The sequence below is a fragment of the Bartonella queenslandensis genome (genome assembly GCF_018155095.1).
GTDB classification, from domain to species: Bacteria; Pseudomonadota; Alphaproteobacteria; order Rhizobiales; family Rhizobiaceae; genus Bartonella; species Bartonella queenslandensis_B.
This window is the reverse complement of the sequence record NZ_NAAI01000002.1, coordinates 244,027-262,570: the sequence shown is the minus strand read 5'-3', so window position 1 is coordinate 262,570 and position 18,544 is coordinate 244,027. Positions and strand designations below refer to the sequence as shown.

The window sequence follows — 18,544 nt, the reverse complement described above, 5'->3', positions numbered from 1 at the left end:
ATAAAATAATCAAAGCAGGAAATTAAAATTCCTCCTACAAAGCTTTTCAAGTGCCCAAAATTACCATAACATTGGCACTGAAAAAGGTGTATGATGGTGTCCACACTTGCCTTTATAAGCGTAAAAATAATGATAAAACCGATTTCATAGGGTATTGACCCGTATATCTCTCACGGGCACCATTATAAATAGCGTTGAACGTCGTAAGATATGTTTTTTTAAAATAAAACCACGGTTGATGATAAAAATGAAAATAAAGCGCATTCCCCTCACGCTTATTACTGGTTTTTTAGGCTCTGGCAAAACAACTTTGCTCAACCGGATGCTACAAGACCCTCTTTTAACGGAATGTGCTGTTATCATCAATGAATTCGGTGAAATCAGTATTGACCACCTTCTGGTTGAAAAGGCAACAGAAGGAATTATTGAGCTTGCCAATGGTTGTTTATGCTGTAATTTACGCAGTGATCTCATCGATACATTAATTGATTTAATCAATCGCGTCCAAACAGGACAGATCAAACAACTCAATCATATTATCATTGAAACAACAGGGATAGCTGATCCTGCTCCTATTTTACAAATACTTTTAAGCCACCCGTCGTTTATTCAAACATTGTCCATAAATGCTGTTCTTGCAACATTTGATACATTAAGCACACTTTCCATATGTGAGCGCTATCCCGAAATATATAAACAATTAATCTTTGCTGATAAAATTATTCTCACCAAAACAGATCTTATGGATCCCCAAGTGCTTTCAAATACGCTCCTTAACACACTTAAAAGAATGAATCCCACAGCACAAATCATTGATGCCCATTCTGAAGATTTCTGCTCAAATCTATTAATAAATCGCACATTATGGAATGAGAAAGCAGAAAATACACAACTTAAGCAGAATCTTATGACGACTCCACACGATCATTTTCCCCATAAAACCATTCGTACCTTTTCACTAGAATGTGAGGATCTTGTTGATTACGCTACAATTGAATCTTTTTTAGATCTCCTACAAGACCGTTATGGTACAAAATTACTCCGTCTTAAAGCGATTATCGCATTGCGTGATGATCCTTATCGTCCCCTTATATTACATGGTGTACAAACATTTTTCCATCCACCTATAAGACTACCAGCATGGCCAAAAGGAATAAAACAAACACGTTTTGTCATCATTGCCAATGGTGTTGAAAAAGAAGCAATACAAAAACTTCTCAATGCTTTTTTTAATAAGCCGGCAATAGATACCGCAGATAAAACAGCTCTCTTGGAAAACCCTCTCATCATTCCAGGAATGAAATTTTAATTTTCCTCTTCAATGGACATAATGTAAAGCCCATTGAGCCACGCCCTTTTATGCTTTTAAAGAAGCAAAAAAGCTTTCCACCATAGACCTTGCCAGCCCCAATCTTGTGGTAGCTCTTAACACTTGAAACAATTTATTAGAGGCATTTTTACCGTACAGTTCTATCCATGCAGCACTTTCCATTTGTAAGGTGCAAGCGAATGATCTTGATTGATGCATCATAAATAGATTTTAAGATAACAGAATTTTATGATATTCAGCTCCTTATTCAAATCGAAAAAATGATAAATTATCATTGTAAATCAAATTATTATATAAAAATTTTTACTATTCGTTAATCAATAATCAGGTGATTTTCTCTCGCAATGCGCTTTATCTGCAAACAATCTCACGGGAGCATTTCACAAACCTATTGGACAAATTCTTGATTTTAAAGCATTTCTCTCAACTCTATTTCTCCAGCATATTGAAACAAAATCCTCTTAAGTTTAGGCAAAAAACTAAAATCAAACAGAGGCAATATCATATTTTATATGTATGCATGTATCTTATAGATCAACACCATAAGACAACATTTGACAGCATGAAATAATTAAAACCCTTTGAAATTAAAAATAAAGGTGCATTTATACTCTTCACTAAAAAACAAAGATTGCCTTCCACCGGTCTGCAAACAATATAACTTTTCTGAACAAGTCTCTCTTGGCTTCCCTCACTTCATCTGATTTACTTACATCAGGCTCTATGAAAAATTCCGTGCTTTAAAATATGACTATTCACTTAAAACACTTCATGCGTACAGTTTTTCCATTCCTGTATCACCATCGTAAATAACAGTGTTTTACGGTGTAGCAGAATAAAATAACAATCACTGCATTAGGGAAACTGAAGTTTTATCAATACCGCGATTAAAAATGTAACGTTTTCCATAAACTTCAACAATTGGAGGTTGACGATTTTCTTCAAAAAAATCATACCCTTTCTTAAGCATAACCCAAAATTGATAATGGGGATCATTGCTATGACGTAACATATTATCCTCGGTCATGCGAAAAGGAAAAGCCTGCAACTGAAATGCTCTTTGTCCTCCTTTAAAAGCATCCCGTGCAAAGGCATAAATTTGGGCCATATTTTTATCACTCATAGAATAGCAACCGGCGGAAAAGCAAGAACCATGCACCATAAGATTGCTTCCTGTACGACCATTTTCCTGATCATAAAGGTTAGGATATCCTATATTAAAAGAAAGATAATATTTTGAATAAGGATTCATTTGATTTGCAGTAATCGTATAAAATCCTTCTGGTGTTTGAAAATCCCCTTCTTTATATTTAGGTCCAAGTTTACCAGACCATTTGCAAATTCCATAGCGAGCAACCAAAATAAAAGGACCTGAACGAGATTGCTTCCAAATTTCGGCAACATTTTCCTCCTTGAAAAATCGCATCACAATTGGTGCATAGGGATCAATATCGTACAAAGCCATTCTATTCTGGATTTCTTGCGGAAGAGGCTGTTCAACTTTAGCACGTATAGAAGCTGGTAATCTTCCTTCACAGGCCGTCAATATTCCTATTACAAACAACACACACACAGAAAGGAATCTGTTCAATGTCATCGCAAAAAACTCCAATCCAATACCCCTCACAAAAAAGATTTACGCTAATGAGCGACCGATTTGAAGATATTTTTCCCTTCGCTCTTGTTTGAGAACTTCACCATCTTTTCCAACCATAGTTTTTAAAGCTTCTGAAATAATCTCACCCGTTGCATCAATGGCAATCTCTTTATCACGATGCGCTCCTCCTAAAGGCTCTGAAATAATGCCATCAATAATCTTTAAGCGATATAAATCCTGAGCGGTAATACGCATATTCATTGCAGCATCTTTTGCACGGGCTGGATCACGCCATAAAATAGAAGCTGCTCCTTCTGGAGAAATAACAGAGTAAATTGCATGTTCCAACATATAAACTTTATTTGCAGCCGCAATTGCTATCGCCCCCCCCGAACCGCCTTCTCCAATAACAACGGAGACAACAGGAACCTTTAGGCGCAAAGTTGCAGCTGTTGATTGAGCAATTGCTTCCGCTTGCCCACGTTCTTCAGCGCTTACTCCAGGATAAGCACCCGCTGTATCAATAAAAGTGAGCAGTGGCAAACCAAAGCGATCAGCCATTTCCATAATACGCACCGCTTTACGATATCCTTCTGGACGTGCAGAACCAAAATTATAGCGCAAACGTGTTTGGGTATCGTGACCTTTCTCTTGACCAATGTAAGCAACTGCTTCCCCCTTAAAGCGAGCAAAACCAGCTTGAATAGCTTCATCTTCGGCAAATTTTCGATCTCCTGCCAAAGGTGTAACATCACTCAATAAGCGTTTAGAATAGTCCATAAAATGCGGACGATCAGGATGACGAGCGACTTGTGTTTTCTGCCACGGTGTCAATTTTTTATAAATATCGTTCAATGCTGTTTGGGAACGTTTTTCAAGACGTGCAATCTCATCGCTCATATCAAGACTGCCTTTTTCCTGAGAAATTTTTTTTAATTCAAGAATTTTCCCATCGAGATCAGCAACTGGTTTTTCAAAATCAAGATAATTATACATTTATACCAACTCATTCAGTGTAACTTATACACTCATAATTTTCTTTATAAAGTATTTTTCAAAAACATCACCTTTTCTTTAACGAGCCTTTTGCTCATCGGCAAGAGGATGATGCTCATTGACTAAACGATAAAGCCCCTCTTCCAACACATGGGTATAAATCTGAGTGGTAGAAATATCAGAATGGCCTAACAAATGTTGCACGGCACGCAAATCAGCACCATTTTGCAAAAGATGACTGGCAAAAGCATGGCGCAACACATGGGGAGAAAAGCTTTCAGTTTTTATTCCAGCCCTTTTAGCAAGATTTTTTAATTCCCGTGCAACAACTTGACGCGCAATATGCCCTGTTTCTGAATGCGCCGGAAAAAGATAAAGACTTTTCGCATCTTTTCCTTGATCACGCAAATTCAACCACAACAAAAGAACTTGATAGGCTTTTTTTGATAACAGCACCATTCGTTCTTTTTTTCCCTTACCACGAACCAAAAGACTGTATTCTTTCCCCCGTACAGCCTGCACAGGTAGACTCACCAACTCACTAATACGCAATCCTGTTGCATAAAGCATTTCGCTCAACAGCTGAAGACGCAATGCGCGCAGATAATCCTTAGATCCATAAACGGCTTGATTAACTTCCAACTGCGCCAAATCAAGAAATTTTGTCACCATATCTTCACTGATAATTTTGGGCAAAGGACGCCCTTGACGAGGCGCCTCAATATCATGGGAAGGATCATCTGCTCTTAATCCTTCTGCGTAAAGAAACTGGTAAAATTGACGCAACGTCGATAAACGTCGCGCTTGTGAAGTTGCAGCAAAACCAAATGTATGCATAAGCGACAAAAGACCAATTAAATCTTCCTTTTGTGCAGAAAAAAGCGAAACCGAATGCGAAGACAATTCATCTTGCGCCCACTGTAAATCATGCTGATAAGCCGCAAGTGTATGGGCAGAAGCGCCTCGCTCAGCGCTCATCATTTCAAGAAAACGCTCTATTACAATGTTACTTTTCATTGATTCATTCTCAAAGAAAGAGTCAGCGAATCCAAAGGGACATCAACAGACATATCCACAGTTATGGGTTCAACAAAAACGACAAGAATGACCATTATACTAAAAAGAATAGCAATAAAAATGAAAAGAATCATCAAAAGTCTGGTTAATGTTGGCATAAAATAATAAACTTTTCCAAAATACTTTATCTTTTATCCTACCATATAAAGATTAACAGGAATTGACTTTAAAGCAGATAAATGCCGAAATAAGCTATGAAAAGTAGTCGCCCCCAACATCCCTCTATATCACAAATAAAAAGACAAATCTTATCTTCTCTCGATAACCAAGCTCTTGTGTTTGTTGGTCTTATGGGAGCAGGGAAATCCGTCATCGGAAAACGTGTTGCCACCATGCTTGATTTACCCTTTTATGATTCTGATCAAGAAATCGAAAAAGCAGCGCAAATGTCTATCACAGAAATCTTTAAAATCTATGGTGAAGGAGAATTTCGTTCCCTTGAACAGCGTATTATTTTCAACCTCATAAAAAAAACCCCTCTTGTCTTAGCAACGGGTGGCGGTGCTTACATAAATCAAGAGATACGAAAAACGATTCATCAAAATGGAATATCTATCTGGCTCAAAGCAGATCTTGATATTCTTATGCAACGTGTTTCCAAGCGTCCAACAAGACCGCTTCTTCAAACAGCAAATCCTGGAGAAACGATGCAAAAACTCATGGAACAGCGTTATCCTCTCTATGCAAAAGCAAACGTAACCATTCATAGTCATAAAGAAAGCCCCCACAGTGTAGCAAAAAATGTCATACGCTCTCTACAGCACTACCTTCATACAAAAAAATAACGATAGAAAGAACAAGCATGCAAGCCAAAACCGTCACCATTAAATTAGACAAGCACTGTTATGATATCATCATTGGTCCAAATCTTATTGCGCAAGCTGCTTTACAGATTAAACATTCTCTTAAGCAAAAAAATTTTCATCAAATGCGTTTGGCAATCATTACAGACACCAATGTTGCATCCCTCCATTTGAATGCATTACAAGCAGAGTTAACAAAAAATAAAATCCATACTGTCCCTATTATTGTAGAAGCAGGAGAACAATCAAAATCATTTTCAACCTTGCAAATTGTCACCGACAAAATTCTTTCTGCACGTTTAGAAAGAGGTGACTGTGTTATTGCTTTTGGTGGTGGTGTCATTGGTGATCTAGCAGGATTTTCGGCAAGTATGATACGCCGCGGAATGAACTTTATTCAGATGCCCACAACACTTCTTGCACAAATTGATTCCTCTGTTGGTGGAAAAACAGGAATCAACAGTCGACATGGTAAAAATCTTATTGGTGCTTTTTATCAACCACAATGCGTTATTGCTGATACCTCTGTTCTTGACACGCTACCCTTACGTGAATTTCGCGCAGGTTATGCGGAAATGGTCAAATATGGACTCATTAACCAGCCTGATTTTTTTGAATGGCTTGAAAAAAACGGACAAGAAATTTTTTCTAATGGCTCGATAAGAATAGAAGCCATTGTTCGCTCATGCCAATTTAAAGCTGCCATAATCGCACGTGACGAATATGAGACAGGAGAGCGTGCACTCTTAAATCTCGGTCATACCTTTGGACACATGCTTGAAACAGCAACCACTTATGATTCAAAACGTTTAATTCACGGTGAAGCTGTAGCCATTGGCATGATTCTCGCACATCAATTCTCCGCGCAACTCAATCTCGTAGCTCCCACACTCCCACACCGCATCGAAACACACCTTAAAGCTGTAGGTTTACCTACGCAATTAAAGGATATCCCAGGAGATCTACCAAATGCTGAAACATTAATGTCTCTCATTGCTCAAGATAAAAAAGTTTCACAAAATAATTTAACCTTTATTTTGACACGCGGACTTGGCCAATCATTTATTGCAAAAAATGTCCCACCAAATTTAGTTTTATCCTTTTTGGAACAAAAATTAACAGAAATTCGTTAATTCGTATTGAATATAATTGATTCGTTTTTATACTTCTATTAAAGGAATAGTTATGATGATGTCTGCGTAGCTCAGTAGGATAGAGCACAGGATTCCTAAAGAAATTGGGCGCTTTTAGGAGAAATCCTCAAAGTGGATCTGCTCAAATTCGGGGAAAGCTTCATGGGCAAAACGATATGCCAATCCCGAGCCAAGCCTCTCTTCACATGAGAGGAAGGTGTAGAGACTGAACGGGCAGCACCTAAAAGGCGCAAGCTTCAAGGTGAAGAGACAGTCCAGACCACAAACAGCTTGTAAAGCTGGCGGTGAAAACCGAAGTGGTATGAATCCTGGGGTCGCAGGTTCGAATCCTGCCGTAGACACCATCACGTAAGATAAATTACTTTTCATATAGGGAAGCATTATGAAAAAAACTCTACAAATTTTGGGATTTTTTTCCTCTTTATTATTTTTCAATGTTAGCAGTACCTTAGCTGCTGCTTTAGTCATTGAAGTGTCAGGCAATCCAGAAACGCAAACCATAACCTATCAATGTGATATGGGCGCAAATAAGGAACGCATTGAAGCAACCTATCATAACGCTGACGATATTTCATTGGTTGATTTCAAATGGAAAGGCGATCGTATTATCGCTGCGAATGTTATTGCTGCTTCTGGAGCAAAATATGTAGGGGAGCAATATATTTGGTGGGAGAAAAATAAAGAAGTAACACTTTATGATCTTATTCAAGACCCAGAAGAAAAAAAACCCATCATCTGTAAGGATGAATCACTGTTATTATTTTAAATAACTGAGGAAATATCATGAAAAAAATTGCTTTTATTGTAGGATTTTTTGCTGCTTTAAGCCTACCGCTATTCGGTTCACTCAATGCTTTTGCTGGCTCTTTAGTTATTGAGGTTCCAGATGATCCGGAACCAACAACAGAAGTTGCTACTTATCAGTGCGATACAGGTACAGGTAAAGAACATGTTGAAGTAACCTATCTCAATGCTGGTAACATTTCACTTGTTGATTTCAAATGGCAAGGAAAGCGCATTCTCGCTTCCCGCAGCATAAGTGCTTCTGGAGCAAAATATATGGGAGGACCCTATATATGGTGGACAAAAGGAAACGAAGCCATGCTTTCTGATCTCATTAATGATCCAGAAGAAAAAAATCTTATTCAATGTGTAGAAGAACAGAAAACAGAATAAAAAAGCTTATTGTCTCTTAAAAATCGCTTTGGCTCGTATCACATGATATTTCATCAGAAGTAGATATTTTCTCTTCCGTTTGACGTGATAAAAGAGCCAGCGGTTTTTCTAATCTATTTTCTGAATAGTGCCGATAAGCCGCTGCTTGTGATACCAGCATAGAAGCGACCGGTATTGTTACAAATAAAAAAATCATCAACAAAAATTCATGAAAAACGAAATGATGATCTACAAAAGTTGAATAAAGAAATGACGCAATAAGAATACTGCCAGCACCCCAACTTGTACTCAACGAAAGCATATGTAAACGCTTATAAAAAGTGGGAAGACGCACCAACCCTATTGTTCCAATCAACGTGAGACCAGATCCTAATATCAAAAAAAATGTCACAGTAATAGCAACAACAAGCGATACATCTTTCATTCAATAATCTCTCCTCTCATGAGAAATTTTGCCAACGCAATACTTGATACAGGACCCAACAAGCCAATAATAAGCGCTGCAACAAAATAAATGGTTGTTCCTGAACGGATATCGAATGTAAGAAACAAAAGAATAGTGATTATATAAAGAGCATCCAACCCGACAATCCGATCTTGCGCCCGCGGTCCACGAATCAACCGAAACAAGGCGAAAATCATTGATAAACTTAAAAAAAACTGCGAGAGATAAAGCCCCCAATAAAGGATCACCATACTCATTAAAAAATCTCCAAAAGTAATTGCTCATAGCGTTTTTTGATCAATTTTTGGTAATCATATCCATTTTGTAAATTTAAGACATGAAGCAAAAGTTCACTATTCCTTCTATTATAGGCAATCCAAACAGTCCCTGGAGTTGCTGAAAGAATACATGCCAAAACAGCTAAAGCAGTGCGACTTTCAAGTAAAAGAGGCACCACAATAAAACCAGACTGCTGTTTTCGAGCTCTTTTAGTTAAAACGAAGCAAGCCACAGCAATATTTGAAACAATAGAATCAATAAACACACGAAAAAACAGCTGAAAAACAGCGCGCCAACTTTTAATCGTTATTTTTTCCGGCTCAAGAAGCCGCATCATCCACCCCCCAAACAAAGCAATGATAACGCCTAAAAGCAATTGACCGAAACTAAAGCCATTTAAGATCAGCCACATAAAAATAATTGCCATGCTGGAAAAAGGGAAAAAATAACAATGTTTCACTGATGAATCCCCTTATTTTCAAGAGAAAAATCATCTAAAACACTGCCAATATAATTTTGAGTTTCATACAAAGTTTTAGCTGTTTCAAACATATAACGACTAACGGGACCAGCGACAATTGTCATCAGAAAACACAATGCAAGGAGAACAGCAACGGGAGCAAATTCAATCACCTGCACCCGTGGAATCCTTCCTTCAAGAGAAACCCAAAAAGTTCGAATGCCCGTTCGTGTCATCGCAATCAAAGCAGCAAAACCAGATAGAGTGACAAAAATCATAAAAAGCCAATCATGATAAACAGGTAGAGAGGTAGAAATATTTTCTCTACTATGGTTTAAAAGTGCCACAAACATCATAAATTTAGCAACAAAACCAGAAAAAGGGGGCAGACCAATAATTAAAAGTGCACAAAGACCAAAACAGGCCCCAAGAATTGCTAAAGTTACCGGTAAATAAGTCCCTACTTCATCTTCCTCCTCCTCTTCATCGTCACCATAAACTTCCATTGTAACCGTCAAAACATTGGCTGCTGCATCTTGACAACGTTCAACCAACTCCACCACAAGAAAAAAAGCACCGAGCGCCAAAGTTGAAGAAACAATATAAAAGAGTGCACCTGCGATCAGTGCTGTATTGCCGATCCCGATAGCTGTCAACAATGTCCCAGAAGAGACCAAAACACTATAAGCAGCCAAACGCACCAAGACTTGACTTGCCAACACCCCAATAAAACCAAAAGCCATAGTAGCAAGCCCACCGTAAAACAAAACCGTTTGACCAAAATGGCTAAAATGTCCACTTTCTGGTCCAAACCATAACAACGTTAAACGTAAAATAATATAAATACCAACTTTGCTTAAAAGTGCAAAAGAAGCTCCAACAGGCGCTACTGCTGTGCTATAGGTTGGCATCAACCAAAAGTTCAACGGCCACACCCCTGCTTTAATTAAGAAAGCAATTCCCAAAAGCGCAGCCCCTATTTCAAATAAAGTTATATCACTAGAGGCTATATATTGTATTTTTACAGACAAATCAGCCATATTGAGTGTGCCCACGATTCCATAAATGAGTGCTGCCCCAACGAGAAAAAACAACGAAGCAACCAGATTAACCACGACATAATGCAACCCAGCACGCACACGTAAAGGACCAGAGCCATGCAACGCAAGGCCATAAGAAGCGGTCAACATCACTTCAAAAAATACAAATAAATTAAATAAATCACCTGTTAAAAAAGCACCATTTATTCCAACCATGAAAAATTGCATCAATGACTGAAAATGAGGCCCCACTTTATACCAATGTGCCCTTGCAAAAACCAACGCCGCGCTGATCAACAAGCTAGAAAGCAAAAGCATCATAGCACTTAATCGATCAAGCACCAAAACAATACCAAAAGGAGAAGGCCAATTACCAAGCCGATAAACATCTGCAGCTGGTGCAACTTCAAGAGCACGCTTTACCAGTAAAACAGCCACAACAACGAACAATGCAGCAGAAAAAATACTTATGAGTGATTTTAGTTTTGAACGGCGTTCATCATAAAAAAGAAGAAGGGCTCCGGTACTTAACGGCAAAAGAATCGGCAAAATAAGAAGATGACGCATGCAAGCTTCCATCATTGTACCTCACGTCCATCAACGTGGTCTGAACCTGTTAAACCGCGTGAAACCAACAAGATAACTAAAAATAAAGCTGTCGTTGCAAAACCGATCACAATCGCAGTTAAAACTAAAGCCTGTGGAAGAGGATCAACATAATTTGCTGGATTAATAACCATCGTCGGATCAACAATTGGCGCAGCATTACTGCGTGGTCTACTCATTGCAAATATGAAAAGATTGACACCATAGGATATCAAAGACAAACCAAGAATGACTTGAAAAGTTCGGGGACGCAAAATGAGCCAAATTCCAGACCCAACAAGAATACCAATGGCTAAAGAAAGAATAATTTCCATTAATTTTCCTTCTCTTTTAAAATAGGTTTTTTACCGATTCGGTAACTCCGTATTGATTGATGTGCAAGCGCAATTAAAATGAGGATTGTTGCTCCCAACACAAGAGAAAACACTCCAAAATCAAACAAAAAAGCAGACGCGATAGGTACCTTTCCAATCAATGGCAAATGAATATATTGGAAAAATGATGTTAAAAAAGGAAAGCCAACAAACAAAGCCCCTACTCCTGTTATAACCGATAGCAATAAACCAAACCCCATCCAGCGTAAGGGCAAAACTCTCAAATGACTTTCTACCCAACGAATATCCCTTGCAAGATATTGCAAAATAAAACCTATTGCTAAAGTCACTCCACCGACAAATCCCCCTCCAGGAAGATCATGTCCTCGCACAAATAAATAAAAAGAAAAAGCAATAATAACAGAAAAGAGCCACCCCATAATAACAGAAGGAATAGCGAGATAATTCAAAACTGTATCCCCTACATCTCGATTAGGCTGTGCTTTATCGAAAGCTTCCTGAACACGTTGTTGAAATGGCGGCTCAATACTTTCAGGAGCAGGACGAAATCGACGCAAAAGAGCAAAGACAGTCAAAGAAACAGCCCCCAAAACCACAACTTCTCCCATTGTATCAAAACCACGGAAATCAACCAACAATACATTCACAACATTGCGACCACCAGCACCAGAATAAGCATTTTTCAGAAAAAAATGAGAAACTGTTGTTCCTTGAGGACGTGTCATCATCGCAAAAGAGAGCCATGCAATACCAGCGCCTCCCATAGTTGCTATAATGAAATCACGAGCACGACGTAAACGCACTCCAAAATGAACAGACGTTGGAGCAGGATTATGCACACGCTTAGGCAACCAACGCAAACCAAGCAATAATAAGACAGCTGTTACAACTTCAACAACCAATTGCGTTATTGCCAAATCGGGCGCAGAAAGCCATAAAAAGGTTGCACACGTCATCAAACCAGCACCCCCCAAAAGCATGAGTGATGCAAGACGATGAAACTTTGCTTGCCAAGCAACCAAAAGCGCGCACAATCCACCAACTAACCAAAGAGCGAGAAAAGGAATATCAAGTGGGAAAAGCGGTAGCCCTCCTAACGCAATGAAACCATCACGCCAAAGCAAAAGACCAGAAAAAATAAAACACACAGCAAAAATCCAATGCAACTGTATTTGCAAACGGCGGGTTGACAAAATAGATTCGACCGCACGGGCCCATTTCCAAGAAATAACCACAAGAATGCGTTCAAAAATACGCGGTCCTTTCAAATGACGAAAAAAGGGAGCGCCATCATCACAAGATAAAAAATAACGCCGCCCAACAACATAGAGCAAACCACCCCCTAATAAAGCCACCAAACTCATTATTAATGGCGTATTAATCCCATGCCAAACAGCCAAGCTATAAGAAATCGTCATCGGTCCTAAAACAGACACAACAGCATTATCTAAAATAGACCCGATTGTTAAATTAGGAAAAATACCAACCGCTAAACAAATAAACACCAAAAATTCCATGGGTAAACGCATAAAATGCGGTGGTTCATGGGGAATTTTGGATAATTTGTCTGATTTTGGTCCCCAAAAGACACCATGAATAAAACGGATAGAATAGGTTACACTAAACAAGCTCGCAAGCGTTGCTACATAAGGAGCAATCCAATCAAGCCATGATTCCATATGCGTTTCAACGGCCTCAGCAAAAAACATTTCTTTCGATAAAAAACCATTGAGTAAAGGAACACCCGCCATCGCCGCACTTGCTACTAAAGCAAGAGTCGCTGTAATCGGCATAGAGCGATAAAGACCTGTTAGCTTGCGCATATCACGTGTTCCGGTTTCGTGATCAATAATGCCAGCAGCCATAAATAAAGACGCTTTAAAAGTAGCATGATTGGCCATATGAAAAATCGCGGCAACACATGCAAGGGGACTCCCAAGACTTAAAAGTGTCGTAATCAATCCAAGATGACTAATCGTTGAGTAAGCAAGAAGTCCCTTTAAATCTTGCTGAAACATAGAAAAATAAGCCCCAAGAAGAAGTGTCGAGAGTCCTGAAAAACCAACCAGCCAAAACCAAGACTCTGTTCCAGAGAGCACGGGCCATAAACGAACCAGCAAAAATAACCCAGCCTTTACCATCGTAGCCGAATGCAGATAAGCGGATACAGGTGTTGGGGCTGCCATCGCATTGGGCAACCAAAAATGAAAAGGAAATTGTGCGCTTTTTGTTAATCCGCCCAATAAAATACAAATAAGGGCAGGGATATAAAGCGAACTTGATCGGATCACATCTCCAGACTGCAAAATTTTATCCAGATCAAAACTACCAACGATATACCCAATCAGTAAAACCCCAATAAAAAGGGCAAAACCACCAAAACCCGTAATCGTTAAAGCCATACGCGCCCCTTCGCGCGCACTCGCGTTATGATACCAATAACCAATCAACAAAAAAGAAAAAATACTGGTGAGTTCCCAGAAAACAACCAAAAACACGAGATTACCAGATAAAACAATCCCTGTCATTGAGCCCATAAAGGCGAGAAAAAAAGAAAAAAATCGTGGTACAGAGTCCGCAGGATCCATATAATAACGCGCATAAACAACAACAAGCAGCCCAATTCCTGTAATGAGCAAGCAAAAAAGCCACGATAGACCATCCATCCGGAGGATCAAATCAGCCCCCCATTCTGGAAGCCAAGAAATATTTAAACGTATAATGTGATTGCCACGAATTGCCGGATAAAGCATGATTGTAAAAAGCAGACTAAAAAGAGCAACGCCCCCAGCAAACCACGCTTCATTATTTTTTGCTGTCGAACGAAAAAAGCCAATAACAGCACTTCCACAAAAGGGAAGCAAAATGAGCAATATCAACATTGCTTCCCGTGTTGTCATTCTTTCAGCTCCATCCTGCCCTTAATATTTTGTCATTGACAAAATAAAATTTCACATTTTCCCCCCATTCCACACTTAATGATAATAAGATTGAATAAAACTTAAAAATATTTAAATTTTTCAAAAAACAACGCACTCTTGCATGAAATGCTGCACACCACACAAGTTTTCCTTTTATTGTAAGAACAATAATGCTCACGACAAGAAGCAATTAAAATTTTATTTAATTCATCTATCCTTTAAAAAAGCGTGATAAACACTGTTTACGAGGCCCATGAAAAGGCTGAAAACTATTATCATTTTTATTATAAGAGCGATAACGTGCACGACAAGATTCAATATGCTGTTTAAGCACCCATGGCTCTTTTTTTTCTAGCTTTTCTGAGGAAGACGTTAAAAACACTCTTTTAGCATCTGATACAAATTTTAATGATGCGTCTTTTGTGCTTAAGTGCGATGATGTCACAAATGCCGCTTCAGGATACCACCAATTATCTTTATATTTAACATAACCACGCCGATAATGATGATAACCCTTAAAACCATTCAGTTCTCTACGACCCGTAAAAATCAAAGGCACCGAACTCTCTTGGATAGATGTCTGAGCAACCAGTTTAGCTTTAGCATCACTCCTATTTTGCCCCCAATTAACAAAAGTGGTTATTATAATGAAAAAACTACTAACAAATATAAAAGCTAAAGCATAATATAATTTTTTTTTCATACGCATAACGCAAAACTCAAAATAATAAATAACAGCAGTTACAGAAAGCTTTTCTATTACTAGACAGAAACAGATTCTTTTCTTAAGATTCTTTTTTCTTGAGACATTCTGTTAGTCTTTGTACTAAACGTTTATCTTGACCATAAGATCCTTCAAAAAAGAATGAATAAATGATGATAAAAACCCCCTATTATCTTATAGACAAATCGAAACTCATCAAAAATATGCAAACGATTTCTCGTTTACGGGAAATGTCCGGAGCAAAAGTTTTGCTTGCTCTGAAATGTTTTGCCACATGGAGTGTTTTTGATTTAATGTCTGAATTCATGGATGGAACCACATCATCATCTCTTTATGAACTGCGTTTAGGAAGAGAAAAATTTGGCAAAGAAACCCATGCCTACTCGGTAGCTTGGGCTGATCAGGAGATTGATGAGGCCTGTGGTTATGCAGATAAAATTATTTTTAACTCAATCCAACAACTTCAACGCTTTTCTGATGCAACAAAAACCATTCAACGAGGTTTAAGATTAAACCCAGGAATAAGCGCATCAAATTTTGATCTTGCTAATCCCTCCCGCCCTTTTAGTCGCTTAGGAGAAACAAACCAAAGCGCTATTAAAGAAGTTTTGCCTCTCATAAACGGCTTGATGATCCATAACAATTGTGAAAATGCTGACTTTAATCTTTTTAACCAAATGCTTGGAACTATGGAAGAAAAGTTTTCAGAACTTTTTTCTGCTGTTGACTGGATAAGCCTTGGCGGCGGAATCCATTTTACAGCTGAAAATTATCCTCTAGACGCTTTTGCAGAACGCTTAAAACTCTTTTCCAAAACCCATGGTGTCACTCTTTTTCTAGAACCAGGAGAAGCTGCTATCACAAAAAGCACCACCCTAGAAGTCAGTGTTCTTGACACATTGTACAATGAAAAGAATCTTGCCATCGTTGATAGCTCAATCGAAGCACATATGCTTGATCTTCTCATTTATCGTGAAAATGCCAAATTAGCACCCAATCAAGGAGAGCACGAAATTATGATCTGCGGGAAATCCTGCCTTGCTGGCGATATTTTTGGAACATTTCGGTTTCCAACCCCCCTTAAAATAGGGGATAGACTGTCTTTTCAAGATGCAGCAGGATATACAATGGTCAAGAAAAACTGGTTTAATGGTGTAACAATGCCTGCTATTGTTCTCAAAGAATGCGATGGTACATTAACATTGCAACGCCAATTCAGCTATAACGACTATCTAGAAAGCCTTTCATAAAGATAATCATAAAAAACGTCATACAACAGTATTAAAAAGGAGATAAACCTACAATGAAGAAAAATGTTCTTATCATTGGTGCTGGAGGTGTTGCACAAGTTGTTGCACACAAATGTGCTCAAAACAACGATATTTTTGGTGAAATTCATATTGCTTCACGAACACTCAAAAAATGTGAAGCCATCATTGCTTCTATTAAAGAAAAAAACACCATGAAAGAACAAGGGGTTCTCGAAGGCCATTCACTCAATGCCATGAATGTAGAAGAAACTGTAAAGCTCATCCAAAAGACCAAATGCGAAATTGTCATTAATGTTGGTTCAGCATTTCTTAATATGTCCGTTCTTTCAGCTTGTATCGAAACTAAGTGTGCTTATATCGATACTGCCATCCACGAAGACCCTCTTAAAATTTGTGAAACTCCTCCTTGGTATGGCAATTATGAATGGCCACGGCGTCAAGAATGTGAACAAGCGGGTATTACTGCTATTTTGGGTGCGGGCTTTGATCCCGGTGTCGTTAATGCTTACGCAGCATTAGCCCATAAATGTTATTTTGATAAAATCACAGACATCGATATTATCGATATTAATGCTGGAAGCCATGAACGTTGGTTTGCTACAAATTTTGATCCAGAAATTAACTTCCGTGAATTTACAGGACAAGTATGGTCATGGCAAAATAAAAAGTGGACCTCCAATAAAATGTTTGAAGTCAGCCGCGAATGGGATCTCCCCATTGTTGGAAAACAAAAAGCTTATATGACAGGACATGATGAAATTCATTCTCTTTCCAAAAATCTTGATGTCCAAAATATCCGCTTCTGGATGGGGTTTAGTGATCGTTATATCACTGTTTTTACCGTTTTAAAAAATCTAGGTCTCTTATCCGAACAACCCATTAAAACAGCAGAAGGACAAGAAGTTGTTCCTTTAAAAGTTGTAAAAGCTGTCTTACCTGATCCTTCCTCTCTCGCCCCAGAATACACAGGAAAAACCTGCATCGGAGATCTCATTAAAGGCGAAAAAGATGGAAGCCTGAGAGAAATTTTTATCTATAACATAGCCGATCACAAACAAGCTTTTCATGAAACTGGAGCACAAGGCATTTCTTATACAGCTGGTGTACCAGCAGCCGCAACCGCCCTTCTTATTGCCACAGGCGAATGGGATGTTAAAACAATGGTCAACATAGAAGAATTACCACCCCACTCTTTCCTCAAATATCTTGATCATATGGGGCTTTCCACCTTTATAAGAGAACAAGAAGAGGATAAAAAATTACAATTTTAAATTTATCCCTATAGAGGGCATAGGCTTAATTTCTTAAGTTATCACAAAGCTGCCAAATGAAAATAAATTTAATATTCTTATGAATTATGTTTTTTTAAAATTTTAATTATGGGTTATATTTTGGCAACATTGGAATTTTTTAAAAACCTTAAAGAAGATACAGATCATCTTTTTAAGAATGATCAAAAAAAACAGAGAGGCAAAAACTGTTTTAATCAGACTGTATGATCTGCTATTGTCATCAAAAAGAGAGTCTCTCAACAAAAAATATAAAAATACCACTCCTTTAAAAAGAGTGGTATTTTGTAGAAATGTATGACATCCTCTTGACCTTAAAGAATGAAATTTTTTAATCCGCACCAATCGTTAAACAGTCCTATTTTTTTTGAGAAAATTCCTTTTGGCTTCTCTCCTCATGTAATTCACGCTATATATAACCTATTGATTTATAGTAATTAAACATCGTTTCTATAAACAATAGTCTGTAAATAATTCAGCTTCTTCCCGAAAACCTTCCGCTTGGCTTTCCACTTCATCCAACCCTATAAGCAAATTTTGCTCTGAATATACAACAAACTGTAAGTATAACTTATTGTTTTGCACCTTAAATGAAAGCTCCTAATACCGTAGGATTCTCTCATTACAAATCTGTTTATACTGAATTAATCAAAACTTTTTCTTTTACATATCACAAGCAGGAGGAGTCGGTTTCGCGGGTTTGTTTTAAAGAAACACCTCTTAAGGCACCCAAGCCTATTTCACAGCAGCGCCCGTGAAGGATATAATGGTAAATCCATTGAGCACCTCCATCTTTACGCTTATGGAGAAACAATCCGGCACCATCACACTATTTGCCAGCCCGTGGGTGTTGCAACAGATCATTGCATTAAGACGATTCATAAGAACCATTTTTACTCCTTTCTTCTATAGTTTTTATCCACACACTCATCCCACTTATGACGTGCAAAGGAATGGTTTTGATTGATTCAAGATAAGCAGCTTTGAAATGAAAAAATCTTACGATATTCAGAATGCTCACTCAACATACAAAACAGTGAA

17 protein-coding genes and 2 pseudogenes are annotated in these 18,544 nt (G+C 38.2%); 7 read left to right on the top strand and 12 right to left on the bottom strand.

Annotated features, from left to right (window positions below; genetic code table 11):
- Window positions 1-247 precede the first annotated feature (247 nt).
- A complete protein-coding gene (locus B5V81_RS02310; RefSeq protein WP_212111801.1) occupies window positions 248-1,309 on the top strand; it encodes a CobW family GTP-binding protein in 1,062 nt (353 codons plus the stop codon).
- Between the two features lie 868 nt (window positions 1,310-2,177).
- Here B5V81_RS02310 and B5V81_RS02305 read toward each other — a convergent pair.
- From B5V81_RS02305 to B5V81_RS02290, 4 genes are all read right to left on the bottom strand, one after another.
- A complete protein-coding gene (locus B5V81_RS02305; protein ID WP_212111799.1) occupies window positions 2,178-2,927 on the bottom strand; it encodes a L,D-transpeptidase family protein in 750 nt (249 codons plus the stop codon).
- Between the two features lie 39 nt (window positions 2,928-2,966).
- Window positions 2,967-3,923: an acetyl-CoA carboxylase carboxyltransferase subunit alpha gene (locus B5V81_RS02300; RefSeq protein WP_212111797.1), complete on the bottom strand. Its 957-nt coding sequence runs from the start codon at window positions 3,921-3,923 to the stop codon at window positions 2,967-2,969.
- Between the two features lie 78 nt (window positions 3,924-4,001).
- Window positions 4,002-4,940, bottom strand: coding sequence for a site-specific tyrosine recombinase XerD (locus tag B5V81_RS02295; protein ID WP_212111795.1), 939 nt, complete (start codon window positions 4,938-4,940; stop codon window positions 4,002-4,004).
- A complete protein-coding gene (locus tag B5V81_RS02290; RefSeq protein WP_212111793.1) occupies window positions 4,937-5,098 on the bottom strand; it encodes a hypothetical protein in 162 nt (53 codons plus the stop codon). Before B5V81_RS02290 ends, B5V81_RS02295 begins: the two co-directional genes overlap by 4 nt.
- A 96-nt stretch (window positions 5,099-5,194) precedes the next feature.
- Between B5V81_RS02290 and B5V81_RS02285 the strand changes: the two are divergent.
- The 4 genes and pseudogenes from B5V81_RS02285 to B5V81_RS02270 all read left to right on the top strand — a co-directional run bounded on the left by B5V81_RS02285 (window position 5,195) and on the right by B5V81_RS02270 (window position 8,133).
- A pseudogene (locus B5V81_RS02285) lies at window positions 5,195-5,828 on the top strand (shikimate kinase).
- On the top strand, window positions 5,803-6,936 hold the full coding sequence (gene aroB / locus B5V81_RS02280; protein ID WP_212111789.1) for a 3-dehydroquinate synthase: 1,134 nt from the start codon (window positions 5,803-5,805) through the stop codon (window positions 6,934-6,936). The pseudogene B5V81_RS02285 and the gene aroB overlap by 26 nt, the downstream one beginning before the upstream one ends.
- A 403-nt stretch (window positions 6,937-7,339) precedes the next feature.
- A complete protein-coding gene (locus B5V81_RS02275) occupies window positions 7,340-7,723 on the top strand; it encodes an MliC family protein (RefSeq protein ID WP_212111787.1) in 384 nt (127 codons plus the stop codon).
- Between the two features lie 17 nt (window positions 7,724-7,740).
- Window positions 7,741-8,133 (top strand): MliC family protein, encoded by a 393-nt coding sequence (locus B5V81_RS02270; protein ID WP_212111786.1) that lies wholly within the window; start codon window positions 7,741-7,743, stop codon window positions 8,131-8,133.
- A gap of 16 nt (window positions 8,134-8,149) precedes the next feature.
- On the opposite strand, the gene mnhG is transcribed toward B5V81_RS02270, so the two are convergent.
- From mnhG to B5V81_RS02235, 7 genes are all read right to left on the bottom strand, one after another.
- Entirely contained in the window at window positions 8,150-8,557 is a 408-nt protein-coding gene (mnhG, locus tag B5V81_RS02265; RefSeq protein WP_212111784.1) for a monovalent cation/H(+) antiporter subunit G, read from the bottom strand.
- On the bottom strand, window positions 8,554-8,835 hold the full coding sequence (locus B5V81_RS02260; protein WP_212111782.1) for a K+/H+ antiporter subunit F: 282 nt from the start codon (window positions 8,833-8,835) through the stop codon (window positions 8,554-8,556). The genes mnhG and B5V81_RS02260 overlap by 4 nt, the downstream gene beginning before the upstream one ends.
- Window positions 8,835-9,317: a Na+/H+ antiporter subunit E gene (locus B5V81_RS02255; protein ID WP_212111775.1), complete on the bottom strand. Its 483-nt coding sequence runs from the start codon at window positions 9,315-9,317 to the stop codon at window positions 8,835-8,837. Before B5V81_RS02255 ends, B5V81_RS02260 begins: the two co-directional genes overlap by 1 nt.
- The gene (locus tag B5V81_RS02250; RefSeq protein WP_212111773.1) at window positions 9,314-10,936 is read right to left on the bottom strand and encodes a monovalent cation/H+ antiporter subunit D; all 1,623 of its coding nucleotides are present in this window, start codon (window positions 10,934-10,936) and stop codon (window positions 9,314-9,316) included. The genes B5V81_RS02255 and B5V81_RS02250 overlap by 4 nt, the downstream gene beginning before the upstream one ends.
- Window positions 10,936-11,277, bottom strand: a complete 342-nt coding sequence (locus tag B5V81_RS02245; protein WP_212111770.1) for a Na+/H+ antiporter subunit C — start codon at window positions 11,275-11,277, stop codon at window positions 10,936-10,938. The genes B5V81_RS02250 and B5V81_RS02245 overlap by 1 nt, the downstream gene beginning before the upstream one ends.
- On the bottom strand, window positions 11,277-14,198 hold the full coding sequence (locus B5V81_RS02240; RefSeq protein ID WP_212111769.1) for a monovalent cation/H+ antiporter subunit A: 2,922 nt from the start codon (window positions 14,196-14,198) through the stop codon (window positions 11,277-11,279). The genes B5V81_RS02245 and B5V81_RS02240 overlap by 1 nt, the downstream gene beginning before the upstream one ends.
- 232 nt (window positions 14,199-14,430) lie before the next feature.
- Entirely contained in the window at window positions 14,431-14,928 is a 498-nt protein-coding gene (locus tag B5V81_RS02235; RefSeq protein WP_212111768.1) for a BA14K family protein, read from the bottom strand.
- A gap of 167 nt (window positions 14,929-15,095) precedes the next feature.
- Between B5V81_RS02235 and B5V81_RS02230 the strand changes: the two genes are divergently transcribed.
- Together B5V81_RS02230 and B5V81_RS02225 are read left to right on the top strand one after the other, a co-directional pair.
- Window positions 15,096-16,193, top strand: a complete 1,098-nt coding sequence (locus B5V81_RS02230) for a carboxynorspermidine decarboxylase (RefSeq protein WP_212111913.1) — start codon at window positions 15,096-15,098, stop codon at window positions 16,191-16,193.
- A gap of 53 nt (window positions 16,194-16,246) precedes the next feature.
- Window positions 16,247-17,485 (top strand): saccharopine dehydrogenase family protein, encoded by a 1,239-nt coding sequence (locus tag B5V81_RS02225; protein ID WP_212111767.1) that lies wholly within the window; start codon window positions 16,247-16,249, stop codon window positions 17,483-17,485.
- 709 nt (window positions 17,486-18,194) lie between these two features.
- Here the strand turns inward: B5V81_RS02225 and B5V81_RS09085 are convergent.
- Window positions 18,195-18,394 (bottom strand): annotated as a pseudogene (locus tag B5V81_RS09085) (Arm DNA-binding domain-containing protein); the annotation flags it as partial.
- Between the last annotated feature and the right edge of the window lie 150 nt (window positions 18,395-18,544).